Annotated in this window: 25 protein-coding genes; 10 read left to right on the top strand and 15 right to left on the bottom strand. The window is 63.0% G+C overall.

Annotated features, from left to right (window positions below; genetic code table 11):
- The first annotated feature begins 6 nt into the window (after nt 1–6).
- From AC1DTQ_RS08570 to AC1DTQ_RS08545, 6 genes are all read left to right on the top strand, one after another.
- A complete protein-coding gene (locus AC1DTQ_RS08570; RefSeq protein ID WP_477849088.1) occupies nt 7–1,317 on the top strand; it encodes an ABC transporter permease in 1,311 nt (436 codons plus the stop codon).
- Nucleotides 1,318–1,363: 46 nt separating this feature from the next.
- Nucleotides 1,364–2,596 carry an ABC transporter permease gene (locus AC1DTQ_RS08565; RefSeq protein WP_477849087.1) on the top strand — a complete coding sequence of 411 codons (1,233 nt, stop codon included), beginning with the start codon at nt 1,364–1,366 and terminating at the stop codon, nt 2,594–2,596.
- A gap of 102 nt (nt 2,597–2,698) precedes the next feature.
- Entirely contained in the window at nt 2,699–3,067 is a 369-nt protein-coding gene (locus AC1DTQ_RS08560) for a DUF3471 domain-containing protein (RefSeq protein ID WP_477849086.1), read from the top strand.
- Nucleotides 3,068–3,092: 25 nt separating this feature from the next.
- Nucleotides 3,093–3,602, top strand: a complete 510-nt coding sequence (locus AC1DTQ_RS08555; RefSeq protein ID WP_477849085.1) for a nuclear transport factor 2 family protein — start codon at nt 3,093–3,095, stop codon at nt 3,600–3,602.
- A 64-nt stretch (nt 3,603–3,666) separates the two neighbouring features.
- Nucleotides 3,667–5,004, top strand: coding sequence for a sigma-54-dependent transcriptional regulator (locus tag AC1DTQ_RS08550; RefSeq protein WP_477849084.1), 1,338 nt, complete (start codon nt 3,667–3,669; stop codon nt 5,002–5,004).
- A gap of 10 nt (nt 5,005–5,014) precedes the next feature.
- A complete protein-coding gene (locus AC1DTQ_RS08545; RefSeq protein WP_477849083.1) occupies nt 5,015–6,358 on the top strand; it encodes a sensor histidine kinase in 1,344 nt (447 codons plus the stop codon).
- Nucleotides 6,359–6,602: 244 nt separating this feature from the next.
- On the opposite strand, the gene AC1DTQ_RS08540 is transcribed toward AC1DTQ_RS08545, so the two are convergent.
- From AC1DTQ_RS08540 to glmU, 3 genes are all read right to left on the bottom strand, one after another.
- Entirely contained in the window at nt 6,603–7,133 is a 531-nt protein-coding gene (locus AC1DTQ_RS08540) for a GNAT family N-acetyltransferase (protein ID WP_477849081.1), read from the bottom strand.
- Between the two features lie 79 nt (nt 7,134–7,212).
- Nucleotides 7,213–7,590: a YbbD-related protein gene (locus AC1DTQ_RS08535; protein WP_477849161.1), complete on the bottom strand. Its 378-nt coding sequence runs from the start codon at nt 7,588–7,590 to the stop codon at nt 7,213–7,215.
- 53 nt (nt 7,591–7,643) lie between these two features.
- Nucleotides 7,644–9,008, bottom strand: a complete 1,365-nt coding sequence (gene glmU / locus AC1DTQ_RS08530; protein WP_477849080.1) for a bifunctional UDP-N-acetylglucosamine diphosphorylase/glucosamine-1-phosphate N-acetyltransferase GlmU — start codon at nt 9,006–9,008, stop codon at nt 7,644–7,646.
- A gap of 63 nt (nt 9,009–9,071) precedes the next feature.
- On the opposite strand from glmU, the gene AC1DTQ_RS08525 reads away from it, so the two are divergent.
- Both AC1DTQ_RS08525 and AC1DTQ_RS08520 read left to right on the top strand, forming a co-directional pair.
- Nucleotides 9,072–11,147: a hypothetical protein gene (locus tag AC1DTQ_RS08525; RefSeq protein WP_477849079.1), complete on the top strand. Its 2,076-nt coding sequence runs from the start codon at nt 9,072–9,074 to the stop codon at nt 11,145–11,147.
- A complete protein-coding gene (locus AC1DTQ_RS08520; protein ID WP_477849077.1) occupies nt 11,144–11,527 on the top strand; it encodes a GtrA family protein in 384 nt (127 codons plus the stop codon). The genes AC1DTQ_RS08525 and AC1DTQ_RS08520 overlap by 4 nt, the downstream gene beginning before the upstream one ends.
- A 136-nt stretch (nt 11,528–11,663) precedes the next feature.
- Here the strand turns inward: AC1DTQ_RS08520 and AC1DTQ_RS08515 are convergent, their stop codons facing one another.
- The 9 genes from AC1DTQ_RS08515 to AC1DTQ_RS08475 form a co-directional block, all read right to left on the bottom strand.
- Nucleotides 11,664–12,089: a F0F1 ATP synthase subunit epsilon gene (locus AC1DTQ_RS08515; RefSeq protein ID WP_477849076.1), complete on the bottom strand. Its 426-nt coding sequence runs from the start codon at nt 12,087–12,089 to the stop codon at nt 11,664–11,666.
- A gap of 84 nt (nt 12,090–12,173) precedes the next feature.
- Nucleotides 12,174–13,601 (bottom strand): F0F1 ATP synthase subunit beta, encoded by a 1,428-nt coding sequence (gene atpD, locus AC1DTQ_RS08510; protein WP_477849075.1) that lies wholly within the window; start codon nt 13,599–13,601, stop codon nt 12,174–12,176.
- A 53-nt stretch (nt 13,602–13,654) separates the two neighbouring features.
- A complete protein-coding gene (atpG, locus tag AC1DTQ_RS08505) occupies nt 13,655–14,518 on the bottom strand; it encodes a F0F1 ATP synthase subunit gamma (RefSeq protein ID WP_477849074.1) in 864 nt (287 codons plus the stop codon).
- An 87-nt stretch (nt 14,519–14,605) separates the two neighbouring features.
- A complete protein-coding gene (gene atpA / locus AC1DTQ_RS08500) occupies nt 14,606–16,153 on the bottom strand; it encodes a F0F1 ATP synthase subunit alpha (RefSeq protein WP_477849073.1) in 1,548 nt (515 codons plus the stop codon).
- Nucleotides 16,154–16,213: 60 nt separating this feature from the next.
- Entirely contained in the window at nt 16,214–16,741 is a 528-nt protein-coding gene (locus AC1DTQ_RS08495) for a F0F1 ATP synthase subunit delta (RefSeq protein ID WP_477849072.1), read from the bottom strand.
- A gap of 16 nt (nt 16,742–16,757) precedes the next feature.
- Entirely contained in the window at nt 16,758–17,228 is a 471-nt protein-coding gene (locus AC1DTQ_RS08490) for a F0F1 ATP synthase subunit B (RefSeq protein ID WP_477849071.1), read from the bottom strand.
- A 59-nt stretch (nt 17,229–17,287) separates the two neighbouring features.
- Nucleotides 17,288–17,572 (bottom strand): F0F1 ATP synthase subunit C, encoded by a 285-nt coding sequence (atpE, locus tag AC1DTQ_RS08485; protein ID WP_477849070.1) that lies wholly within the window; start codon nt 17,570–17,572, stop codon nt 17,288–17,290.
- 60 nt (nt 17,573–17,632) lie between these two features.
- Nucleotides 17,633–18,502 (bottom strand): F0F1 ATP synthase subunit A, encoded by an 870-nt coding sequence (atpB, locus tag AC1DTQ_RS08480; protein ID WP_477849069.1) that lies wholly within the window; start codon nt 18,500–18,502, stop codon nt 17,633–17,635.
- Nucleotides 18,492–18,914: an ATP synthase subunit I gene (locus tag AC1DTQ_RS08475; protein ID WP_477849068.1), complete on the bottom strand. Its 423-nt coding sequence runs from the start codon at nt 18,912–18,914 to the stop codon at nt 18,492–18,494. The genes atpB and AC1DTQ_RS08475 overlap by 11 nt, the downstream gene beginning before the upstream one ends.
- Before the next feature lie 398 nt (nt 18,915–19,312).
- Here AC1DTQ_RS08475 and AC1DTQ_RS08470 point away from each other — a divergent pair, with 398 nt between their 5' ends.
- Nucleotides 19,313–19,519 (top strand): DUF2061 domain-containing protein, encoded by a 207-nt coding sequence (locus AC1DTQ_RS08470; protein WP_477849067.1) that lies wholly within the window; start codon nt 19,313–19,315, stop codon nt 19,517–19,519.
- A gap of 217 nt (nt 19,520–19,736) precedes the next feature.
- A complete protein-coding gene (locus AC1DTQ_RS08465) occupies nt 19,737–20,546 on the top strand; it encodes a hypothetical protein (RefSeq protein WP_477849066.1) in 810 nt (269 codons plus the stop codon).
- Between the two features lie 108 nt (nt 20,547–20,654).
- Here AC1DTQ_RS08465 and AC1DTQ_RS08460 read toward each other — a convergent pair whose 3' ends face one another.
- Genes AC1DTQ_RS08460 through AC1DTQ_RS08450 form a run of 3 tightly spaced genes read right to left on the bottom strand, consistent with a single transcriptional unit; the run spans nt 20,655 to nt 23,844 of the window.
- Complete coding sequence (locus AC1DTQ_RS08460; RefSeq protein ID WP_477849065.1) at nt 20,655–21,383, bottom strand: DUF6624 domain-containing protein; 729 nt, start codon at nt 21,381–21,383, stop codon at nt 20,655–20,657.
- A 5-nt stretch (nt 21,384–21,388) separates the two neighbouring features.
- Nucleotides 21,389–23,194 carry a dihydrolipoyl dehydrogenase gene (gene lpdA / locus AC1DTQ_RS08455; RefSeq protein WP_477849064.1) on the bottom strand — a complete coding sequence of 602 codons (1,806 nt, stop codon included), beginning with the start codon at nt 23,192–23,194 and terminating at the stop codon, nt 21,389–21,391.
- A 20-nt stretch (nt 23,195–23,214) separates the two neighbouring features.
- On the bottom strand, nt 23,215–23,844 hold the full coding sequence (locus tag AC1DTQ_RS08450) for a hypothetical protein (protein WP_477849160.1): 630 nt from the start codon (nt 23,842–23,844) through the stop codon (nt 23,215–23,217).
- Nucleotides 23,845–23,870 lie beyond the last annotated feature (26 nt).

Raw genomic sequence — 23,870 nt, 5'->3', positions numbered from 1 at the left:
CAAGCCATGTTCGGCTATTACTTCAAACTCGCCCTGCGCAGCTTCAAGCGCAACAAAGTGCTGACCGCGCTGATGGTGCTGGCGATCGCACTGGGCATCGGCGCCAGCATGACGACGCTGACCGTGTTCTACGTGCTCTCCGGCGATCCGGTGCCCACCCGCAGCGACAAGCTGTACTACGTGCAGATGGCGCCGGAAAGCATGAACGGCTTTACCCCGGGCGAAGAACCCGCTCAGCAGGTGACGCGTTTCGACGCGGAAAAACTGCTGCGCGAGAAACGTGGCGACCGTCAGGCGTACATGACGGGCGGCGGCGTCGCGGTCACTCCGGACAAGCAGGGGCTGATGCCGTTCCAGGTGGATGCGCGCTATTCCACCGCCGACATCTTCCCGATGTTCGACATGCCGTTCCTGTTCGGCGGCGGTTGGAGCACGGCCGAGGACGAACGCCACGGTCGCGTGGCGGTGCTGGCCAAGGCACTGAACGACAAACTGTTCGGCGGCGCCAACAGCGTGGGCAAGACGGTACGCCTGGACAAGGTCGATTTCACCGTGGTGGGCGTGATCGACGAATGGCGCCCGACGCCGCGCTTCTACGACATGAACAGCGATCAGTTCGGCGAGCTGGAACAGGTGTTCCTGCCGTTCTCCACTTCGCGCGATCTGAAGATGGGCCGCAACGGCAGCATGGATTGCTGGGGAGATACGGGGTCGGATCCCGAGGGCTCCACCGGCCTGAATGCGCCCTGCGTGTGGATCCAATACTGGGTGCAATTGGACAGCGCGGCCAAGGCATCGGCTTACAAGCAGTACCTGACCAATTATTCGGATCAACAGCGCACCGCGGGCCGCTTCGAACGTCCGACCAACGTACGCCTGCGCAACGTGATGGAATGGCTTGATTTCAACAAAGTGGTGCCGGGCGATGTGCGCCTGCAAGTGTGGCTGGCATTCGGCTTCCTGCTGGTGTGCCTGCTCAACACTATCGGCCTGCTGCTGGCCAAGTTCCTGCGTCGCGGAGGCGAGGTCGGCGTGCGCCGCGCACTGGGCGCTTCGCGTCGGGCGATCTTCGTGCAATGCCTGATCGAGGCCGGCACCGTCGGCTTGGCCGGCGGCATCGCCGGACTGGGATTAGCATTGCTGGGCCTGTGGGCAGTACGCCAACAGCCGGCCAGCTATGCCGAACTGGCGCACCTGGATCCTTGGATGCTGATGACGACGTTCGCGTTGGCCATCGTAGCCAGCTTGCTGGCCGGAATAATCCCGGCGTGGCAGGCGATGCAGGTCACTCCGGCGATGCAGTTGAAATCGCAATAACCCCTTCTACTCAATGCAGGCGTCGCTGACGCCTTCGGAGATCGTCATGGAACTGCGTCCCATCCTTTCTACCCTGGTTCGGCACAAGACCGCCGCCTCCCTGATCGTCCTGCAGATCGCGCTGAGCTGCGCGATCATCTGCAACGCCTTGTTCCTGATCAGCGAGCGGGTCGATCGATTGAACCTCGTCAGTGGCGTGGCCGAGAACGAAGTCGTGCGCGTGCAGCTGACCGGCATCGGCGAAGACGCCGATGCCGAAGCGCTCACTCGCAGCGATCTTGCCGCGCTGCGCGGCCTGCCCGGAGTCAAAGCGGCTTCGGTGACCAATCAAGTGCCGTTCGTGAATTCGTCCTGGAACACCTCGGTCAACATGGTCAAGGATCAACAGCAGCCGACCCTCAGCGCCACCACCTACATGGGCGACGAGCAGTTCCTTGCGGCACTGGGCCCCAAGCTGGTGGCCGGCCGCAACTTCACCGCCGACGAATACATCGAATGGTCCGCGCTGGATGCGCCCGGCAGCAAGGTCTCGATTCCCTCGGTGATCATCACCCAGAGCATGGCCGACAAGCTATTCCCCGGGCAGAACGCCGTCGGCAAGAGTTTCTATAGCTGGGGCGAAGACGCCATCCGCATCGTCGGGGTAGTCGATCATCTGGTCCGTCCCAGCGAGCAGGGAGGCGCAGTGGCGCACGAGTACTCGATGATCTTCCCGCTCCATGTTCCGTACTGGCTGGGCGGTAACTACCTGCTGCGCACCGATCCGGCGCGCCGCGACGAAGTGCTGAAGGCCGCCGTGGCGGCGCTGGAAAAGAACAGCCCAAACCGCATTATCTTGCAAGACAACACCAAGACCATGCAGGAACTGCGTGCCCAGTACTATCGACAAGACCGCGTCATGGTCTGGATGCTGGTGGCGGTGATCGTGGCTCTGTTGGTGGTGACCGCGCTGGGCATCGTCGGACTGGCCAGCTTCTGGGTGCAGCAGCGCACCAAGCAGATCGGCGTGCGCCGCGCGCTGGGCGCCACCCAGAGCCAGATCCTGCGTTACTTCCAGACTGAGAATTTTCTGCTGGCCACCATCGGCATCGTGCTGGGCATGTTGTTCGCCTACGCCATTAACCAACTGTTGATGGGCAAGTACGAGTTGCCGCGCCTTCCGCTGTATTACCTACCGGTCGGTGCGGTACTGCTTTGGTTGCTGGGGCAAATCGCGGTCTACGGTCCGGCGCGCAAAGCGGCGTCGGTGCCGCCGGCGGTCGCCACCCGCAGCGCATGAAACCAGCCCGCACGTTCGCCTGCCGGCGAGCGTGCGGGAAGGCCGACCGAGGTTCATGGTTCGCTGCTTATAGTCGCGCTTCCTCCCCGGAGCGGTGCCGCCATGAACAAAAAAACGATACTCCTTCCGTTGTCCCTCGCGCTGGCCTTTTCGGCCTGCTTTTCCAGCGTGGCGCAGACCACGGAACCGCCCGCCGACAGCGGCGTGTTCGTGTCGGAAGGCACGTTGGACACCTATGTCGGCACCTACGTCATCTCGCCCGGTTTCGAAATCAAGGTATGGCGCGAAGGCGAGCGATTGATGCTGCAGGCCACCGGGCAAGCGGCCTGGCCGCTGCAGGGCATCTCGGAGACAGTGTTCCGCGTGCAGGAGGTCGACGCCAAAGTAAGCTTCGGCGTCAACGCCGCGGGGGACGCCGATCAGCTGGTGCTGTTCATGGATGGTCGCGAAACCAAGGCAATACGAAAATAATCCTCCACCACTTGCAGGAACCACGATGAAGATCTCTCTGCCGCTGCTGTCCTTCCTCTTCATCGCGACCTTGCAGGTACCGACGGCGATCGCCGCCGACGCGGCTCCTGCCGACGGTCAAGCGCTGGAACCGCTTTTCAGGGAAATCTCCGCGTTGGACACCCAGGTGTTCGATGCATTCAACCACTGCGCAGAACCGGGACGGCTGGACGAACACGCCGGTTACTTCTCGCCCGACATCGAGTTCTACCACGACACCGGCGGCGTCACCTGGACCCGCGAGCAGATGATCGCCGGCACCAAAAAGTACGTGTGCGGCCACTTCACCCGCGAACTCATCCCCGGCACCTTGAAGGTGTATCCGGTGAAGGATTTCGGCGCTATCTCGCAAGGCGTGCACCGTTTCTGCCAACTTGACAGCGGCAAGTGCGAAGGCCTGGCCGATTTCGTGATCGTCTGGCGCCAAGAGCAAGGCCAGTGGCAGATCACCCGGGTGCTCAGCTACGGCCACCGTGCGGCGGCCGAGACCCGATAGACGTTACGATGCGCCCGGAGCGACACCGACACCCACATCGAAACCACACCCACACTGACCACGCATGCCCAGCCTACTGATCATCGACGATAACCCTGCAGTCGCCACGGCGCTGGAAGTGCTGTTCTCGCTGCACGATATCTCCACTCTGCATGCGCAGACACCGGAAGCAGGATTGGCGCTGCTGCAGAGCGAATCGGTGGACCTGGTGATCCAGGACATGAACTTCACCGAGGACACCACCTCCGGCGATGAAGGCGTGGCATTGTTCGCGCAGATCCGCGCGCGGCATCCGGATCTGCCGGTGATCCTGCTGACCGCGTGGACTCATCTGAGCAGCGCGGTGGAACTGGTCAAGGCCGGCGCCGCCGACTATGTGGCCAAGCCGTGGGACGACCGCAAGCTGTTGGCGACAGTCAACAACCTGCTTGAGCTGGCCGAGGCGCGCAGCGAGCTGGATCGGCGCCGCAATCGCGAACGCGCGCGCCAGGAGCAGCTGGCGCAGAAGTACGACCTGCGCGGCGTGGTGTTCGACGACCCGGCCAGCGAACGTGTGATCGCGCTCGCTTGCCAGGTCGCGCGCTCCGACCTGCCGGTGCTGATCACCGGACCCAACGGTAGCGGCAAGGAGAAGATCGCCGAAATCGTGCAGGCCAATTCCTCGGTCAGGAACGGCGCGTTCGTCACGCTGAATTGTGGCGCGCTGCCTTCGGAACTGATCGAGGCCGAACTGTTCGGCGCCGATGCCGGCGCCTACACCGGCGCCAACAAGGCGCGCGAAGGTAAATTCGAAGCGGCCGACGGCGGTACTTTGTTTCTGGACGAAATCGGCAACCTGCCGCTGGCCGGCCAGATGAAACTGCTGCGCGTGCTTGAAACCGGTCGCTTCGAGCGCTTGGGTTCCAACCGCGAACGCCACGTCACCGTGCGCGTGATCAGCGCGACCAATGCGGATTTGCCGGCCTTGATCCGCGAGGGCAGTTTCCGCGAAGACCTGTACTACCGCCTCAATGCCATCGAGCTTGCGCTGCCGCCGCTGGCAGAACGCCCGGGCGACATCCTGCCGCTGGCCGAGAGCTTCCGTCCCGCCGACAAGCCGATCGGCGACAGCGCCCGCAGCGCTTTGCTGCGCCATCCCTGGCCCGGCAACGTGCGCGAACTGCGCAACGTCGTCCAGCGCGCGGGTCTGCTCGCCACTGGCGACCGTATCGAAGCGGCGGATCTCAACCTGCCCAAGGCCGTGATGGTGAAACAGGCATCGGTCGCGGAGCCGGATCGCGCTGGGATCGAGGCCGCGCTGGCGCGGGCAAGCGGCGTGATCGCGCAGGCCGCCGCCGATCTCGGCCTCAGCCGCCAGGCGCTGTACCGGCGCATGGACCGTTTCGGAATCAAGCTTCCATGAGCGGGCGGCGATGACGGGCCTGACGATCCGCCGCTCCGTCGTCGGTCGGCTGTTCTTCTGGGTGCTGCCCTTGTTGGCGGCCTCCATCGCATTGCCGTTGCTGCTGCTGGAATGGCTGGACGACGCGAAGCTGGTCGGCGTGCTGTCCGCGCTGGTGATCGTGCCGCTGGCGGTGTGGGTGATCCGACGCGCGCTGGCGCCGCTCAACTCGCTGTTCCGCGCACTGTCGGGCAGCGTCAACACCTATCGCGACGGCGAATACAACTTCGGCATCCACTGGCAGGGGCACGACGATCTGGGCGATCTGGTGCGCTCGCACGTCGAACTGGGCGAAGTGCTGCGCGATCAGCGCCAAGGCTTGGTGCAGCGCGAATTGTTGCTGGACACGATGGTGCAGAACACGCCGGTGGCGATGTTGCTGGTGGCCGCCGGCGGCGATGGCGAGCGTCGCGTGGTGTTCGCCAACCTGGCCGCGCGCAAGCTGCTGCATAGCGGCTGGAAGCTGGAAGGCCAGCGTTTCGACGATCTGATGACGGCCGCGCCGGTGGAAATGCGCGAGGCCATGCAGCGCGGCGGCGACAGCCTGTTCGCTATCGGCAACGAGGAAGCGGACGAAGAAGAACAGGTCTACCACCTGTCGCGCCGCCACTTCCGTCTCAACGGGCGCAAGCACGAACTGCTGCTGTTGCGCCTGCTGACCAACGAATTGCGTCGCCAGGAGGTGCAGACCTGGAAGAAGGTCATCCGTGTGATCAGCCACGAGTTGAACAACTCGCTTGCGCCGGTCGCGTCGCTCGCTCATTCCGGCGCGGAACTCATCCGCCGCGGACGCCACGAGCGGCTGGAGGAGATCTTCGGCACTATCGAGGAGCGCGCGCGGCACCTGGAAGGATTCATTCGCGGCTATGCGCGTTTCGCCAAATTGCCGCAGCCGCTGTTGAACACCGTGGACTGGACGAATTTCCTGGCGAGCCTGCAACGCCAGATCGGATTCGAACTGGAGAGCTCCACCGAGGGAATGAGCAGCCGCATCGATCAGGCGCAGATGGAGCAGGCGCTGTTGAATCTGCTCAAGAACGCGCACGAAGCCGGTGGGGAAGGTTCTTCGGTGAGCGTGAAACTGACCCGCCTGCCGGAATGGCTACGCATCGAGGTGCTGGATCGCGGCGGTGGCATGAACGAGGCGGTGCTGCAGAACGCACTGGTGCCATTCTATTCCACGAAGCGCAACGGCACGGGATTGGGGCTGGCGTTGACGCGCGAGATCGTGGAAGCGCATGGCGGCCGGCTGTCGATGCATAACCGCGAGGGTGGTGGGTTGTGTGTGGCGATACAGCTGCCGGATGTTGGGTAAACGACACCTACAGGAAAGCGCCGCGAAGACGTCCGAAAGCTCCCCTCTCCCTTGATGGGAGAGGGTGGCCGAAGGCCGGGAGAGGGTGAGCCGGAGCCGACGGCAATGAACCGCCCGTCTCGTATCGAGTGAAGCAGAGCCAAAGCACGCAGCGCTTCGCTCGCGCTCCCCTCTCCTGCCCTCCGGGCATCCTCTCCCACAAGGGGAGAGGAGAAAGCCACTCCTGACGCTAAGCAAGGCTTCGTCAGAATTCACCCACGTCGAGTCTGCGCCGCATTACAACCCGCAAGCGCATCGGAAAGCCAAGCATTCGTTCACGGTCGACGAGCCCGGCAAGCTGCTCGCCCCATTCATCCTGCGGCAATTCATCGAATCCGCGGGCTGAGTAGAACGGCGCATTCCACGGCACATCGCGCAGCGTAGTCAGCGTCATCGTGGAAAAACCGCGCACGGCAGCCTCGTTGCAGGTCGATTCAAGCAGCGCGCCACCGATGCCGCGGCGGCCGTGTTCCGGCACCACATCCATTTCGAACAGATGCGCGTGCCCGTCGATCTCGCCGCACAAGGCGAAGCCCACCGGCTGTCCGCCGACTTCCGCCACCTGCAGAATTCCGTGCGCTATGCCGTCCTGCAGGTTTTGCGGCGATAGGGTGTGCATAGCGAAGAGGTCGTATGCGCCATGGCCCAGCAATAGCTCGGCAGCACGGCGTTCGACTTGCAACAACACGTCTATGTCCGCCTCGGTTCCGGCGCGGAGAAGCGGATCGGTCGTCATGTGGATTCAGCGGCGCTGCGAGGCATCGATTCGGGCCATTAACCACTGCAAACCGGCCAGATGCTGCTGAAATGCATTGTCAGCGGCCAATGGTCTGCCAATGCAAGGCGCGGCGCCCCGATTTATGCAGACCGACAAACCCCGTTGGACAGCTGTGAAATGTATACGACCGTTCCAAATCGACTTCTGACGGCCACCACCTGCGATCGAAGCGCGTAGGCAATATATCGCGTGCTTGAACGGGCTCGCATTCAACGGGCAGGGCAAGCTTGGTGTCGGCCGGGACGCTAAACGATAGCGCGTGCTCGTTGGAATCCAGGTCATGGACTTCATCGAGATCCGTGGCGTCGATAGGAACCCATTCTGGGATCCATCCACGGGTGACCGCACCATCTGCGACCGCAGCCCCCATTGTCGGATATGACGCGTCAAGGGTAGTGTCAAGGCAACCCGTCATGGCCGAAGCCAGAAGAAGCATACAGATGGCTCGTGATGCTCTTTGCATGGCCGCTAACGCTTCTTCGGCCGCTGCCAACCCTCGAGCGTCTGCTGCCGCGCGCGGGTGATAGTGAGCTTGTCGGCCGGCGCGTCCTTGCCGATCACCGAACCAGCACCGATGGTGGCGTTGGCGCCGATGGTGACCGGCGCCACCAGGGCGGAGTTGGAACCGATGAAGGCGCCGTCCTCGATGGTCGTCGTGAACTTGTTCACCCCATCGTAGTTGCAGGTGATGGTACCGGCGCCGATGTTGACTTTGGAACCGATGACGGCATCGCCCAGATAGGTGAGGTGGTTGGCCTTGCTGCCCACGCCCAGCGTTGCTTTCTTGGTTTCCACGAAATTGCCCACGTGCACACCATCGGCCAGCACCGTACCCGGACGCAGGCGCGAATACGGGCCGATCTGCGCGGCGCCTTCGCTGACCACGCCGTCCAGATCGCAATGCGAACGCACCAGCGTGCCGGTGCCCAACTTGACGTCCTTCAAGCGCGTGAAGGCGCCGATGCGGACGCCGTCGCCCAGCTCCACATGGCCTTCCAGAATCACGTCCACATCGATTTCCACATCCCGGCCCACGGTCACCGTGCCACGCTGATCGAAACGCGCCGGATCCAGCAGGCGGGCGCCCTGCGCGCAGATCGCGCGCGCTTGGCGCAACTGGAAGGCGCGCTCAAGCTGGGCGAGCTGCCACGGGTCGTTCGCGCCCTCGGCCTCGATGGGTTCGCCGACCACCACCATTTCGGCGGCGCTGAATTCGGCGGCGGCGGCGGCGAATACGTCGGTGAGGTAGTACTCGCCCTGCGCATTGTCGTTGGACAGGTGCGCCAGCCAGCGCTTCAGCGCGGTGGATTCGGCGGCGATGATGCCGGTATTGATGACGCGGATGCGGCGCTGTTCCTCGTCGGCGTCCTTCTGCTCGACGATGGCGGCGACGCGGCCTTCGGCATCGCGCACGATGCGGCCGTAACCTGTGGGGTCCGCAAGTTCGGCGACCAACACCGCGAGCCTTCCTGGCGCTTCCAACAACCGCTGCAAGGTTTCGCTGCGGATCAGCGGCACGTCACCGTACAGCACCAGCACGGTGGCCGCGTCGGGTACGTTGGGCATCGCCTGTTCGACCGCGTGGCCGGTACCGAGCTGCTGCGCCTGCTGCGCCCATTGCAGGTCGGGTTGGTCGGCGAAGGCTACCTGCACTTGATCGCCGCCATGGCCATGGACCACATGGATGCCTGCCGGATTCAACGCGCGCGCGGCGGCGATGACTTGCGCCAGCATCGGCTGTCCTGCGATGGGCTGCAGCACCTTGGGCTTGGTCGAACGCATACGCTTGCCTTCGCCGGCGGCGAGGATGATGACGTGCAGGGGTCCGGCCATGTGCGCTCCAACGATTCGATGTCGTGACCCATTCTAAATCGGTGCGCTGTTAGCATGCGCGCGATGATTTCTTCCCCCTCTTCCGTTCGACTGCTGGATCCGCCGTTAGCCGACCCGCCTTTGAACGACCCGCCTTTGAGCAGCATTCCCGCTAGTCGCTGGCAGATCGCTCTGCTTTGGGCGGGAGTGCCGTTGTGCGCCTTTGGCCTGTTCCACTACCGGCTGTGGGAACAATGGCATTCGGGCCGCTTCGGCGAGCTCTTGCTGCTTTCCCTGCTGGCATGGGGCCTGTCCTGGCCGTTGCGGCGATTCGCGGGCTGGTCGTGGGCCAGCGCCCTAGCATTGCCGTGGTGCCTGGCATTGGCGCTCTTCGCCGGCGTAGTGCCGGTAGCGGCGACCCTGGTGCTTGCAGCAACCGCTATCGCTTTGGGCGGAATGCTGGCCGCCCGCGAATCGCTTGCGTTGCAGGCGGCCTGCGGCTTGGCGCTGCTGGGAGGTGTGCTGGGATGGCTGCTGCCATTGCCTGTGCACTACCGATGGAGCTATTTGTGCGTGAGCATCGTACTTGTGGTGCTTAGGCGTGAATCGCTGCTTGCGGCGCTGCAGGCATTGCGGCAGGGCTGGGGGGATGCCGTGGCTTCTGCGCCGCGTGGCGCGGCCTTCGCGGTCCTCGCCTTGGGCCTGGCCAGCACCGGATGCTGGTTGCCGACTCTGCAGGTGGATGACCTGGGCTATCACCTGCGCCTGCCCTGGGAGCTGATGGAACAGGGCCGCTATGCGATGGATCCGGAAACGCACATGTGGGCGCTGGCTCCCTGGCTGGGGGATGTGCTGCAGTCTTTCCCGCAGGTGATCGCCGGCGATGAGGCCCGAGGTCCGGTCAATGCCTTGTGGATACTGCTGACTGCTTCCGGCGTCTGGCAGTTGGGCAAGGTGCTGGGAGGCGAAGCGCGCGCCAGCTGGGCCGCCGTTGCGCTCTATGCCAGCCTGCCGCTGACCGCAGTGCTGGCGGGCAGCATGCAGACCGAAACGCCGACCGCCGCCTTGCTGGTGTGGCTGGCGGTATTGATTGCGCGCGCGCCTATGGCGCAGTCGCGCGGCCTGTATTGCGGAGCGGTCTTGGCCGGCGGCCTGCTCGGATTGAAGTTGGCGGCCGCCGCCGCTGCGATCCTGCTGCTGCCATGGGCGATATGGCAGCACCGGCGTTCACTGCGGCTACTTCGGAGTTCGCTTGCCTTCGCACTGTCCCTGGCCGTCGGCGCCAGCAGTTATGTGTACGCGGCGGTTATCGCGGGCAATCCTTTCCTGCCGCTGTTCAACGCTTATTTCCGCTCGCCGTATTTCCAGCTTTCCGATTTCGACGACACCCGCTGGCATGTGGGCTTCAATGCGCTATTGCCCTGGAATCTGACCTTCGACACCGGCCGTTATCTTGAAGCTTTCGCAGGCGGTGGCGGTTTCGTGCTGATCGCCTTGTTCGGCGGCTGGATACTGGCGATGACGCAACGCCGGACCGCGCTGGCGGCGGTGATGATGGTCGTGTCGATCGCCCTTCCGCTGATTCCGATGCAGTATCTGCGCTACGCTTTCCCCGCCTGCGTGATGTTGCTGCCGCTACTGGCGGTGATGGCCTTCCGTATCCATCCGCGCCGCGCGGGCTGGTTGCTGGGGGGCGTGTGTCTGCTGAACCTGGCTTTCCAGGCCAATGGTCACTGGATGCTGAGGACAGGCGCATTGAAGGAGACCATCGTGGCGCACGGCGGCGACGACGCCTCGTTCCGGCATTACGCGCCGGAACGGATCCTGCTGGCCGAATTGCGCGCTTTGCCGCCCTCCGCCGGCAATGTGCTCGCGCTCGATCCGGATATCGCCGTCTCGGCGGAGATGGGCGCGCGGGCGCGCACGGCTTCGAACTACGATCCCTCCCTCGCCGCGGCGGCAACCGCCGCTAACCAGGATCCCACGGGTGCGGCCTGGCACTCGCTGCTGGAGAAAGAGGACATCACCGAAGTACTGCTGCGCGCCAAGACGCTGACCGCCGCCCAGCGCGCCGGTTTGCTGCGCGCGAACGCGACGTTACGCGCCGAAGAAGGCGATGCGCAGTGGTGGAGCGTACCTGGCAAGGGAAATACGCGATGAGCATTCTCCGCCAGAGCCGTTACTACCTGCTGATCGGCATCCTGCAATGGTTGCTGGACTGGGGCGTGATGGTGGGCCTGAGCCATAGCGGCATGCCGGTGGAGCCGGCGAATGTGTTGGGACGCATCAGCGGCGCCTTGCTGGGCTTCTGGTTGAATGGCCGCATCACCTTCTCCGGCGATCAGCACCGCATGGGGCGCAAGCAGTTCGCACGCTTCCTGCTGATGTGGCTGGCCACCACCGTGGTGAGCACGTGGTCGATGGGCAGCATCGACGATTGGTTCGGCTTGCAATGGGCCTGGATTGCGAAACCTGCCGTCGAGCTCGTTCTCGGTATGCTCGGCTTCCTGCTGTCGCGGCATTGGGTCTATAACCACTAGCCTTGTAGAGCCGAGCTTGCTCGGCTGCTCTTCGTGCAAATCCAGAGTAGCCGAGCAAGCTCGGCTCTACAAAGCGCGCAGACGAAAACGCCGGCGCGGGGCCGGCGTTTCGATATTGCGTAGCGCGAGAGGAAACTCAGTGCTTGAGGGTCTTGCGCAAACGCTCCAGCGCCTGAAGCTGCACCGTCGCCTCGACCAGCTTCTGCTGGGCCTCGGCCACGTCCATCGCTTCGCCACGGTTGGCCAGCATGCGCTCGGCCTCTTCCATGGCGGCGCGCACGGCGGCTTCGTCGATGTCCGTCGCGCGGATCGCGGTGTCGGCCAGCACGGTGACCACCTGCGGCTGAACCTCAAGGATGCCGCCGCTGATGGCGAAATCCAGGTGTTCGCCGTTGGGCAGGGTCACTACGACCTTGCCCGGCTTCAAGCGCGTGATCAGCGGCGCATGGCGTGGGGCGATGCCCAACTCGCCCTGCTCGCCGGTGGCCACGACCAGCGTCGCTTCGCCGTGGAAGATTTCCTGCTCGGCGCTGACGATGTCGCAACGGATGGTAGATGCCATGATTCTTTCATTCCCGCGTAGGGTGGGCCTTGGCCCACCGCATGGTTCCGCAATGGTGGGCCGAGGCCCACCCTACGATTGTCGTTACGCCTTCTCGGCCAGCTTCTTGGCCTTCTCGACCGCTTCTTCGATGCCGCCGACCATGTAGAACGCCTGCTCCGGCAGATGGTCGTATTCGCCATCGCAAATCGCCTTGAAGCCGCGGATGGTGTCCTTCAGCGACACGTACTTGCCCGGCGAACCGGTGAACACTTCGGCCACGTGGAAAGGCTGGCTGAAGAAGCGCTCGATCTTGCGCGCACGCGACACGGCCTGCTTGTCTTCTTCCGACAGCTCGTCCATGCCGAGGATGGCGATGATGTCCTTCAGTTCCTTGTACTTCTGCAAGGTGGACTGCACGCGACGGGCGGTGTCGTAGTGTTCGTGGCCGATCACGTTCGGGTCGAGCTGGCGGCTGGTGGAGTCCAGCGGATCGACCGCCGGGTAGATACCCAGCGAAGCGATGTTTCGCGACAACACCACGGTGGCGTCCAAGTGGGCGAAGGTGGTCGCCGGCGACGGGTCGGTCAAGTCGTCCGCGGGCACGTACACGGCCTGGATCGAGGTGATGGAGCCGGTCTTGGTGGAGGTGATGCGTTCCTGCAACACGCCCATTTCCTCGGCCAGCGTCGGCTGGTAACCCACCGCCGACGGCATGCGGCCGAGCAGCGCGGACACTTCGGTACCCGCCAGGGTGTAGCGATAGATGTTGTCGACAAAGAACAGCACGTCGCGGCCCTTGCCGTCAGCGTCCTTCTCGTCGCGGAAGTACTCGGCCATGGTCAGGCCGGTCAGCGCGACGCGCAGGCGGTTGCCCGGCGGCTCGTTCATCTGGCCGTAGACCATCGCCACTTTCGACTCTTTCATGTTCTCCAGCTTGATGACGCCGGCTTCGGCCATCTCGTGGTAGAAGTCGTTGCCTTCACGGGTACGCTCACCCACACCGGCGAACACGGAAAGGCCCGCGTGCTCGGTGGCGATGTTGTTGATCAGCTCCAGCATGTTGACGGTCTTGCCGACGCCGGCGCCGCCGAACAGGCCGACCTTGCCGCCCTTGGCGAACGGGCACATCAGGTCGATCACCTTGATGCCGGTTTCCAGCAGGTCGTTGCCCGAGGACTGATCGGCGTAGGCGGGAGCCGCGCGGTGGATTTCCCAATGCTCGGTCGCTTCGACCGGACCGGCCTCGTCGATCGGCTCGCCCAGCACGTTCATGATGCGGCCCAGCGTGCCCACGCCGACCGGCACCGACACAGCCTTGCCGGTGTTGGTGGCGATCAGGTTGCGTTTCAGGCCGTCGGTGGAACCGAGCGCGATGGTGCGCACGATGCCGTCGCCCAGCTGCTGCTGCACTTCCAGCGTGATGGCGGTGTTGTCCACCTTCAACGCGTCGTAAATCTTCGGCACCTCGGTGCGCGCGAATTCGACGTCGACGACGGCGCCGATGATCTGAACGATCTTGCCCTGGTTCATTGCTGCAGCCTCTAAGTTATGCATTCTTTATTTAAAAACAGTGGTCGCGCGCGTCAAACCGCCGCTGCGCCGCCTACGATTTCGGAGATTTCTTGGGTGATGGCCGCCTGGCGGGCCTTGTTGTAGACCAGTTGCAGGTCGCCGATCAGCTTGGTGGCGTTGTCGCTCGCGGACTTCATGGCGACCATGCGCGCGGCGTGTTCGGACGCGACGTTTTCCAACACGGCCTGGTACACCAGCGATTCGACGTAGCGCGTCAGCACGTGCTCGAGCACGGTGGCGGCATCGGGTTCGTAGATGTAGTCCCAGTCGTGATGAGTGATCTGGGTGTCGGCGGCCGGCAGCGGCAGCAGCTGGTCGAACGCCGCGCGCTGGGTCATGGTGTTCACGAAATCGTTGTAGACCAGATAGACGCGGTCGACCTTACCGGATTCGTACGCGTCCAGCATGACCTTGACCACGCCCACCAGCTGTTCCAGCTGCGGCTTGTCGCCCAGATGGGTGACGCTGGCCAGCATGTTGACTTTGATGCGGCGGAAGAAGGACGATGCCTTCTGGCCGATGGTGACCACGTCGACTTCGGCGCCCTTGTCCTGCCATTGGCGCACTTCGCCCAACGTTTTGCGGAACAAATTGTTGTTGAGGCCGCCGGCCAGACCGCGGTCGGAGGACACGATGATGTAGCCGACGCGCTTGATCTCTGCGCGCTCTACCAGGAATGGATGCTGGTATTCCGAGTTGGCCTGGGCCAGATGACCGATGACCTGCTTCATGGCGCGCGCGTACGGACGCGAGGCCTTCATGCGGTCCTGCGCCTTGCGGATTTTCGAGGCCGAGACCATTTCCAGCGCGCGCGTCACCTTGCGGGTGTTCTGCACGCTCTTGATCTTGGTTTTGATTTCTCTGCCGCTTGCCATTCTTGTTTCCTGCGTAGGGCGGGTCTTGACCCGCCTTTGGCTAACTTATCGACTAACGCAATGGCGGGTTAAAACCCGCCCTACGTCTTACCAGCTACCCGTCGTCTTGAACTCGGAAATGCCGTTCTTGAACGCCGTTTCGATTTCGTCGTTCCAGTCGCCGCTGGCGTTGATCTTTTCGATCAGCGCGCCGACGGTGTTGGCGAAATGCGCGTGCAGGCCTTCCTCGAACGCCAGCAGCTTGTTCACCGCCACATCGTCCAGGTAACCCTCGTTGACCGCGTAGATCGACAGCGCCTGATTGGCGATGGACATCGGCTGGTACTGCTTCTGCTTCATCAGCTCGGTGACGCGCTGGCCGCGCTCCAGCTGCTTGCGGGTGGCTTCGTCCAGATCCGAGGCAAACTGCGCGAACGCAGCCAGCTCGCGGTACTGGGCCAGCGAGATACGGATGCCGCCGGACAGCTTCTTGATGATCTTGGTCTGGGCGGCGCCACCGACGCGCGATACCGAGATACCGGCGTTCACGGCCGGACGGATACCGGCGTTGAACAGGTCGGTTTCCAGGAAGATCTGACCGTCGGTGATGGAGATGACGTTGGTCGGCACGAACGCGGACACGTCGCCAGCCTGGGTTTCGATGACAGGCAGTGCGGTCAGCGAACCGGTCTTGCCCTTCACCGCGCCGTTGGTGAACTTCTCCACATATTCCTCGGACACGCGCGCAGCGCGCTCCAGCAGGCGGCTGTGCAGGTAGAACACGTCGCCCGGATACGCTTCGCGGCCCGGCGGACGCTTCAGCAACAGCGAGATCTGGCGGTAGGCCACGGCCTGCTTGGACAAATCGTCGTACACAATCAATGCGTCTTCGCCGCGGTCCATGAAGTATTCGCCCATGGTGCAGCCGGAGTAGGCGCTGATGTATTGCATCGCGGCCGATTCCGAAGCGGTGGCGGCGACCACTATCGTGTGCGCCAGGGCGCCGTTCTCTTCCAGCTTGCGCACGACGTTGGCGACGGACGAGGCCTTCTGGCCGATCGCCACGTACACGCACTTAATGCCGGTGCCCTTCTGATTGATGATGGCGTCGATGGCCAGCGCGGTCTTGCCGGTCTGACGGTCGCCGATCACCAGCTCGCGCTGGCCACGGCCAATCGGGATCATGGCATCGACGGTCTTGTAACCGGTCTGCACCGGTTGCGACACCGACTTGCGCCAGATCACGCCCGGGGCCACGCGCTCCACCGGTGCGGTCATCTTGGCGTCGATCGGACCCTTGCCGTCGATCGGCTCGCCGAGTGCGTTGACCACACGGCCCAGCAGTTCGGTGCCGACCGGCACTTCCAGGATGCGGCCGGTGGTCTTGGCCACGTCGCCTTCGCGCAGGTTTTCGTAATCGCCCAGGACCACGGCGCCGACCGAGTCGCGCTCCAGGTTCAGGGCCAGAGCGAAGGTGTCGTTGGGCAGTTCGATCATTTCGCCCTGCATCACGTCGGCCAGGCCGAAGATGCGCACGATGCCGTCGGACACGCTGGTCACGGTGCCTTCGTTGCGGGCCTCGGCGGCCAGCTTGACCTTCTCGATCCGGGTCTTGATCAGTTCGCTGATTTCGGAGGGGTTGAGCGTGGTTGCCATCGGTAAGTCCTATGTGCCGGTATGAGCCGGCGGTTCAAATGAATTTGGTTCGCGCGAGCGTTACTGCGCGAGTGCGGCTTGCAGCCGCGAGAGCTTGCCTTTCAGCGAGCCGTCGATCACCACGTCGCCCGCATCGATCACCGCGCCGCCGATCAGCGACGCGTCGATCGCGGTGCTGAGTTCGACTTCGCGGCCGAAGCGCTTCTTCAACGCAGTCTTCAACACGTCCAGCTCGCCGGCCGGCAGTTCGGCCGCCGAGGTCACGGTGGCCTTCACCACGCGCTCGGCCTCGGCCTTCAGTTCCTCGTACAGACCGGAGATTTCCGGCAACTGCGCCAGGCGGCGGTTTTCCGCCAGCAGGGCGAGGAAACGCGAGAACGATTCGCCTGCGCCATCGACCGACAGCAACGCAACCGCTTCGGCGTGGGTCAGCTGCGGATTGAGCAGCAGCGAAGCGGCACGCGGGTCGGCGGCCACTTGCGCTGCAAAACCCAGCGCGTTGGACCAGACGGCGAGACCGTTTTCGTCCTGCGCCATCGAAAACGCGGCGCGGGCATACGGACGGGCGAGAGTGAGTGCTTGGCTCATCGGTCAGCGGCTCTCATCAGATTTCTGCGGCCAGCTCGTCGAGCAGCGCCTTGTGGGCGTTGGCGTCGATTTCGCGCTTGAGCAGCTTCTCGGCGCCGCTCACGGCCAGGACCGATACCTGCTTGCGCAGATCTTCTTTGGCGCGGGTGCTGGCGGCGTCGATCTCGGCGAGGCCCAGCGCCTTCTGGCGGTTGGCTTCGGCGATCGCGTCGTTCTTGGCGGCTTCGACGATCTGGTTGGCGCGCTGATGCGCCTGATCGATGATTTCGTTGGCCTTCGTGCGCGCTTCTTTCAACGCGTCGTTGACCTTTTCCTGCGCCTGCGCGAGGTCTTTCTGGCTGCGGTCGGCCGCTGCCAGCCCTTCAGCGATCTTCTGCTGACGTTCTTCGATGGCCGCGATGATGTGCGGCCAGCCGAACTTCATCACCAGCCACGCCACCGCGAAGAACGCGAAGCCCTGGACGATGAAAGTGAGGTTGATATCCATTGCGTACTCCAGACGCCGGCGTGCTAGACGCCAGCGTTAGCCAATGCCGATTAGTCCGCTCAGCCTGCGAGGCTGATGATGTAGGACGTGAACGGGTTGGCGAAGATCAGCAGCAGAGCGATGGCGACGCCGATGATCGGCACCGCGTCCAGCAGGCCGGCGACGATGAACATCTTGGTCTGCAGCATCGGGGTCAGTTCCGGCTGGCGGGCCGAACCTTCCAGGAACTTGCCGCCGAGGATGGCGAAGCCGATGGCGGTGCCGAGGGCGCCGAGACCGATCAGCAGGCCGGCCGCGATGACCGTGAACTTCGCTACTTCAGCGTAGAGGGCAAGATTTTCCATGGTGTTCTCCGTACTACTAGTCAGGTGTGAAAAAGGATTGGATGAAAGGGTGAAGCGGAATTAGTGGCTTTCGGCCGCCATGCTCAGGTACACGACGGTCAGCATCATGAAGATGAAGGCCTGCAAGGTGATGACCAGGATGTGGAAGGCGGTCCACACGAAACCGGAAATGAATTGCAACGGCGCCATCACGTAGGTCATGCCGCTGGAGAACAGCGAATTCCAGGTCATCAACGCGATCAGGATGAAGATCAATTCGCCGGCGTACATGTTGCCGAACAGTCGCAAGGTCAGCGACAGCGGGCGCACCAGCTCCTCGATCACGCGCAGCAGCAGGTTGGCCGGCGCCAGCAGAATCTTCATCACCGTACCTTCCGCATGGAAAGGCGCGGTGAAGGCCTCGGCGGTGAACTTGCCGATGCCCTTGTGGCTGATGCCGAAGACCTGGATCAGCAGGAACACCATCAGCGACAGGCCGAGGGTGGTGTTGAGGTCGGCGGTCGGAACGATGCGCAGATAGGCGTGGTGCGGATCATGGCCGGCCAGTTCGTTGCCCTTGACCCACAAGCCAGGCAGCCAATCCACCGGCAGCATGTCCATGAAATTCATCAGGAACACCAGGCAGAAGATGGTCAGCGCCAGCGGCGCGATCATTTTGCTGCGGCCGTGGAAGGTTTCGCGCACTAGGCCATCGACGAAACCGACGACCATCTCAACGGCGGTCTGGAACTTGCCCGGAACGCCTGCAGTGGCTTTCCGCGCAGTGCGCAGGAAGAAGAACAGAAACACAGTCGACAACACCAGCGTGATGATCACGCTATCGATATTGATGACCGGGAACTTGCCTTCCCCAACATGCCATTGAAGATGCTTAAGATGGTGCTGGATGTATTCGGTGGACCCGCCACCGGAGGCCGATTCAGCGCTCACGTTCTACCCTGACACTAAAGTTCAAAACCAGTGGGTGCGCGATCAAAGCGACCGCGAGCCCTGCCAGCAAAGGGAGCGGCGCCATGCGCCCAACACCCAATGCCATCGCAAATATCGTTATTACCACCGCCCATTTCAGGCCGGTTCCCAGCAGGAGCCGCAGGAATGCGGATCTCGCCGGAACCACTCCCCCGCCCAGCGCGACATTCGCGGCCAGAGCGCCTCCCAACACCACGCTGGCCCCGCCCAGAAGCGCCGCCAGCGAAGCGGACCACCCCTGTACAAGGAAAACCAGCGCCACCAGCACTACGGCGACCATCTGATAGGCCACCGCCCGCAATGCCAGTCGCCGGCCCGCAGCGGCGGAATTCAGCACACGCGAAACCCGGTGAGTAGGAAGGGACAAGGCCATTGAACGCGCCTCGCCGAGCCGCAAAAGTATAGCAGGCGTTAAATTTCACCGGCAACCGCCGAAAGCCGTGTTTGCGACTGAGCAACCGGATTCAATGCGACGGAATAACAAAGCCGACGCTGGCGCTAAACGATTTCAGGCAATTTGCCTATTCAGCCGGAAAGGCCGGAACTTTCCCTTCAGGGCTCGGTCAGTCCTTGCACGGTCTGCGCTCAACTTCCTCGTCGATGCTCCGCCGCAGACCTTCCAAAGAAGCCCCGGCCCGCTGCCGGGGCTTCCTCTTTGGTGACTCGTAAGAAGATTTCATATATGAAATCTATCGATTGGCAAGAAACGATGTGCTGGACTTTATCGCCCGGAGCTCCATAATGAGATTCATTCTCATTTGGAGTCAAGCCATGACCAAGACTTTCAGCTTCGCGATGCTGCATTTCAGCGTCGCCTTCCTGCTCGGCTGGCTGTTTACGGGCAGCCTGCTGGTGGGCGGCGCGTTGGCGCTGGTCGAGCCCGCCTGCAACACCGTGGTGTTCCACTTCCACGAGAAAGTCTGGAAGCGGATCGAGCGCAGGCGCGCAGAGCGGACGATGGGACCGTTGCCGGCGTAATCCGTTCACTCTCCAATCAACGTCCCTAGAAGAGTTTCATCTTTAAGTCCATGCCTGGCGTGGGCCTGTTTGGCGCGCAACTGCGATCAAAAAAAACGGATTTTCGATTGCCGGAATCGCGCCAGCATTAACGAGCTGTCGACAGCGGGGTTTTTAGGGTTCGCTTCAGGTGGTGGATACCCGCCGCCGTTTCCCTCCCCCACGGAGACAACAAGAGATGAAATATCTGGTTCCCATTGCGATCGCAGCCGGGCTAGCCTCGGCTATCGCTGCACCACGCGCGCGCGCCGCCGACGATGACGATCGCTTCACCCTCAGGCTAGGCGCCATGGATGTGGATGCGCAGAGCGAACTCACCGCCGATACCGTTTTCAACGGCGAAGAGCAACATTTCTCCCAGGATTTCGATTTTGGCGGTAACGAAATCGTCCCGCGCATCGATGGCGTTTTTCGCTTCGGCGAGCGTAGTCGTTTGGTATTCGACTACTTCAAATACGACAAAGATCGCGAAGCGAGCCTCGGCGAGGATTTGTCGTTCGACGACGTGACCATCCCGGCGGGCAGTTTCGCTCGCGCCGAAACGGAGTTTCAACTGGCCAGCCTGATGTACGACTACTCGGTGGTCGACACCGACAGCGTCAGCGTGGGCCTGCAAATAGGCGCCGAATGGGCGAAGCTGGAAGGCAAGCTACATGCCGAGGCCGGCGAGGACGTCTACGACGACAGCTCCAGCGAAGACGGCTACGCGCCGGTGGTAGGCGCGCGTGTCACATTCACGCCAAGCGACAAATGGCTGGTGAATTTCCAAGGACAGTACTTGGATGCGGACTGGGGCGACTTCGGCGACTACGAAGGCAGTATCAGTCGCGCAAACGCGCTGGTGGAGTATCGCTTCACCGATAACTTCGGCGTGTTCGCCGGCTACGACTGGTTCAAGCTGGACGCGACCAAGAGCGGCAGCGATGGTTCGCTGGGTCTGGACCAGCGCTTCAAGGGGCCGATTGCGGGCGTGACGCTGACGTTCTGATTGCACCGGGATCGGCGATAAAAAAGGAATCCCGGTGAATCCGGGATTCTTTGATTCGTCCGATTTCAGGACACGGCGAGAGGCGCGGCACAACAGATCCTCGCGCCGCTATTTCTTCTGCACGGGATACATGACCTCGATGGAACAGCGGTAGTCGTCGAACGGCATCATCCCCATCGAGGCCCTGCGCTCGTCCAACTTGTCGAGCGGCTCTTCGATGGGCTGCGGTACTCGGCGGCCATCTTCTTCCGTGAACTGGCTGCCATAGCGCTGGGGCTTGCCCTGCGCACGCAACACGCGGTCGGTCAGCAACGCCAACTGCTCGCCACCGACTAGTCGCTTCTCGATCATCTGCTCGAGCATGGCTTGCTGGAAGGCCGGATCGGGGTCGGCATGCTGTACCAGAAACCACGCCGCATTGAATCCATCCTGGCCCACCATGGAGGGCGTCGGGAATCCATGCTCCGCGACGATTTTCTTCAAACGCGCCAGGTTGCTGGCATCGGCCGCAAGGAATTTCTCCACGACTTTCGGATCCTGGAAATCAGGATTGGGGGACCTGATCGCTTGGTCGTTGCGCCCCATTTCCAGCAGGGACTCGCGCAATTCCGGATATTGAGGGGCAGGCACCGTTGCCCGCTGTGCCGTGCCCTCTGCGCGCTTCGCGGCCTCGAAGGACGCCATGTCCGGGTGTCCCTCGAGGATGACCTTGGCCGCCCCCGGACACTTGGCGATGATAGCTTCCATCGCCGCATCGACTTGCTCAGTCGCCTTCGTCGACATCGCCGGACCCGCAATCAGAAGGCCAAGTATGCAAACCAGCGCCGATTTCTTCATTGGCGCTACTTTCTTTTCGGAATGTAGAGATCAGTAATGGTCCCGTCGAAGACCTCGGCCGCCATGCCCACCGATTCGCTCAAGGTCGGATGCGGATGGATGGTGTGGCCGATGTCGGCCGCATCGGCGCCCATTTCGATGGCCAGGGAAATTTCCGTGATCAGGTCGCCCGCATGCACACCGACAATGGCGCCGCCGATGATGCGGTGGGTTTCTTCGTCGAAGACCAGCTTGGTGAAGCCTTCGCCGCGGCCGATGCCCACCGCGCGCGCCGAAGCGACCCACGGGAACTTGCCCACGCCGACTTTTAGGCCCTTGGCCTTGGCTTCGGTTTCGGTGACGCCGACCCAGGCGATTTCCGGGTCCGTGTAGGCCACGGACGGAATCACCCGCGCCACCCATTCCTTCTTCTCGCCTGCGGCCACTTCCGCCGCCAGCTTGCCTTCGTGGGTGGCCTTGTGCGCCAGCATCGGGTTACCGACGATGTCGCCGATGGCGAAAATGTGCGGCACGTTGGTGCGCATCTGCCGGTCGACGGGAATGAAGCCGCGCTCGGTGACGGTGACGCCTGCCTTGTCCGCGCCGATCTTGTTGCCGTTGGGCGAACGTCCCACGGCGACCAGCACGCGATCGTAAGTCGTGGTCTGAAGTTCGGCGGCCTCGCCTTCAGTGGCGCTTTCGAAGGCCACGCTGATGCCTTTCTTCGAGGCTTCCACCTTGGTCGCCTTGGTCTTGAGGTGGATCGCCACGCCCTGCTTCTTCAACCGATCGGCGAGCGGTTTCACCAGATCCTTATCGGCGCCGGGCATTAGCTGGTCCATGAACTCGACCACGGTGACCTGGCTGCCCAGCGCGCGGTATACCGTCGCCATCTCCAGGCCGATGATGCCGCCGCCGACCACCAGCAACTGCTTGGGCACATCGGCGATCTGCAGCGCGTCGGTGGAATCCATCACGCGCGAATCGTCCCAGGGGAAAGCAGGCAGCTTCACCGCTTGCGAGCCGGCGGCGATGATGCATTGTTCGAAGCGCAGCAGCTGGGTCTTGCCGTCCTCGCCGACGATTTCCAGCTCGTTCGGCGATACGAACGAAGCCACGCCCTGCACGATACGTACCTTGCGCTGCTTGGCCATGCCGGCCAGGCCCTTGGTGAACTGGCCGACGACCTTGCCGTCCTTGAACGCACGCAGTTTGTCCAGGTCGATCTTCGGCGGGCCGAATTCGACGCCGATGTCGGACGAATGCGCAGCTTCGTCGATCAAGGCGGCGGCATGCAGCAACGCCTTCGACGGAATGCAGCCCACATTGAGACAGACGCCACCCAGTGCGGAATAGCGTTCGATCATCACCGTATCCAGGCCAAGGTCTGCGGCGCGGAACGCGGCGGTGTAGCCGCCAGGGCCGGAACCCAGCACGACCATGCGGCATTCGATATCGGCTGGCTTGCCGCTGCCCAGCGCGGCCTTGGGAGCCGGCGTGGGCGCAGGCGCCGCAGGCGACGGCGTGACGGGCGGCTTGGGTACCTCAGCTTCCGTCTTCGCGGGAGCGGATGCGGCCGGCGATACGGCAACCCCTTCGGCCTCCAGGATCGCCACCACGCTGCCCTCCGACAAGGTATCGCCGAGCTTCACTTTCAGCTCCTTGACCACGCCCGCAGCGGACGAAGGCACTTCCAACGTGGCCTTGTCCGATTCCAGCGTGACCAGGCCTTGGTCTTTCTTCACCGTGTCGCCGACGGCGACCAGGATTTCGATGACGGGAACATCGGTGTAATCGCCGATGTCCGGAACCTTGATTTCGATGACTGCCATTAGTTTCTCCAGATGCCGTTTCAGCCGCCCGTACCAGCGAGGGATTGCTGCAATGTTTGTAGCGACGCATCGATTTCAGCCCAGCGCCGCTCGCGTTTGCTTTCTTTTTCGTCGCTGGCCTCGATCAGCAGCCCGGCTTGTTCGAGGATTTGTTCGAGCGGTCCGCACTCGGAAACCGGCCCGCTGAAGCGCATGCCATCGACCACGGCCGACAGCACGTCGCCTTCATGGAACGTGGCGGCAGTACCTTCTGGCGCCACCTGCCGTAAGGAGTCGCCCCAGACTTTCAGCAGGCGCTGCGCCAGTGCAGCAGGAATCGGTGCCGTGGCCTGCTGAGGCGTTTGCTCGGTTTTCAGTTCGAGCGCATTGCCGCTCCAACGATAGACACGCTCGTCGGCCTGGCTGTAACGAAGGGTCCATGCCGCACCTTCGGCGCCTGGCAGCAGGGCCAACCCGGTTTCCTTGCCGCTGCGGGGCAACCAGACCAATGAGAGGGCGGGCGATGTCTGTCCATCGAACAACCGTTCCACCGCCCCACCATAGTTCGCGGTTCCGGGCGGCCATCCACGGCCGAGTTGCGCTGGGCACTCCTTCGCTATCGCCGACCACGGCGTCAGCGCCGCCGACAACACCAACAACGCGGCAGACAGCCTGGTCGCAGCGGCGACAACGCGTG

The sequence above is a fragment of the Pseudoxanthomonas sp. P4_B2 genome, from assembly GCF_056402315.1.
This window is presented reverse-complemented; position numbering and strand designations above follow the sequence as displayed.

Excerpts from the sequence above, each read along its gene's own strand:
- AC1DTQ_RS08535 (WP_477849161.1), bottom strand. The coding sequence starts at position 7,590 with ATGACGGGTTGCCTTGACACTACCCTTGACGCGTCATATCCGACAATG.
- atpD (WP_477849075.1), bottom strand. The coding sequence starts at position 13,601 with ATGAACCAGGGCAAGATCGTTCAGATCATCGGCGCCGTCGTCGACGTC.
- atpA (WP_477849073.1), bottom strand. The coding sequence starts at position 16,153 with ATGGCAACCACGCTCAACCCCTCCGAAATCAGCGAACTGATCAAGACC.
- AC1DTQ_RS08565 (WP_477849087.1), top strand. The coding sequence starts at position 1,364 with ATGGAACTGCGTCCCATCCTTTCTACCCTGGTTCGGCACAAGACCGCC.
- AC1DTQ_RS08570 (WP_477849088.1), top strand. The coding sequence starts at position 7 with ATGTTCGGCTATTACTTCAAACTCGCCCTGCGCAGCTTCAAGCGCAAC.
- AC1DTQ_RS08545 (WP_477849083.1), top strand. The coding sequence starts at position 5,015 with ATGACGGGCCTGACGATCCGCCGCTCCGTCGTCGGTCGGCTGTTCTTC.
- AC1DTQ_RS08495 (WP_477849072.1), bottom strand. The coding sequence starts at position 16,741 with ATGAGCCAAGCACTCACTCTCGCCCGTCCGTATGCCCGCGCCGCGTTT.
- AC1DTQ_RS08470 (WP_477849067.1), top strand. The coding sequence starts at position 19,313 with ATGACCAAGACTTTCAGCTTCGCGATGCTGCATTTCAGCGTCGCCTTC.
- AC1DTQ_RS08560 (WP_477849086.1), top strand. The coding sequence starts at position 2,699 with ATGAACAAAAAAACGATACTCCTTCCGTTGTCCCTCGCGCTGGCCTTT.
- AC1DTQ_RS08460 (WP_477849065.1), bottom strand. The coding sequence starts at position 21,383 with ATGAAGAAATCGGCGCTGGTTTGCATACTTGGCCTTCTGATTGCGGGT.
- AC1DTQ_RS08490 (WP_477849071.1), bottom strand. The coding sequence starts at position 17,228 with ATGGATATCAACCTCACTTTCATCGTCCAGGGCTTCGCGTTCTTCGCG.
- AC1DTQ_RS08475 (WP_477849068.1), bottom strand. The coding sequence starts at position 18,914 with ATGGCCTTGTCCCTTCCTACTCACCGGGTTTCGCGTGTGCTGAATTCC.
- atpG (WP_477849074.1), bottom strand. The coding sequence starts at position 14,518 with ATGGCAAGCGGCAGAGAAATCAAAACCAAGATCAAGAGCGTGCAGAAC.
- atpE (WP_477849070.1), bottom strand. The coding sequence starts at position 17,572 with ATGGAAAATCTTGCCCTCTACGCTGAAGTAGCGAAGTTCACGGTCATC.
- AC1DTQ_RS08525 (WP_477849079.1), top strand. The coding sequence starts at position 9,072 with ATGATTTCTTCCCCCTCTTCCGTTCGACTGCTGGATCCGCCGTTAGCC.
- AC1DTQ_RS08520 (WP_477849077.1), top strand. The coding sequence starts at position 11,144 with ATGAGCATTCTCCGCCAGAGCCGTTACTACCTGCTGATCGGCATCCTG.
- lpdA (WP_477849064.1), bottom strand. The coding sequence starts at position 23,194 with ATGGCAGTCATCGAAATCAAGGTTCCGGACATCGGCGATTACACCGAT.
- AC1DTQ_RS08555 (WP_477849085.1), top strand. The coding sequence starts at position 3,093 with ATGAAGATCTCTCTGCCGCTGCTGTCCTTCCTCTTCATCGCGACCTTG.
- glmU (WP_477849080.1), bottom strand. The coding sequence starts at position 9,008 with ATGGCCGGACCCCTGCACGTCATCATCCTCGCCGCCGGCGAAGGCAAG.
- AC1DTQ_RS08550 (WP_477849084.1), top strand. The coding sequence starts at position 3,667 with ATGCCCAGCCTACTGATCATCGACGATAACCCTGCAGTCGCCACGGCG.
- AC1DTQ_RS08540 (WP_477849081.1), bottom strand. The coding sequence starts at position 7,133 with ATGACGACCGATCCGCTTCTCCGCGCCGGAACCGAGGCGGACATAGAC.
- AC1DTQ_RS08515 (WP_477849076.1), bottom strand. The coding sequence starts at position 12,089 with ATGGCATCTACCATCCGTTGCGACATCGTCAGCGCCGAGCAGGAAATC.
- AC1DTQ_RS08465 (WP_477849066.1), top strand. The coding sequence starts at position 19,737 with ATGAAATATCTGGTTCCCATTGCGATCGCAGCCGGGCTAGCCTCGGCT.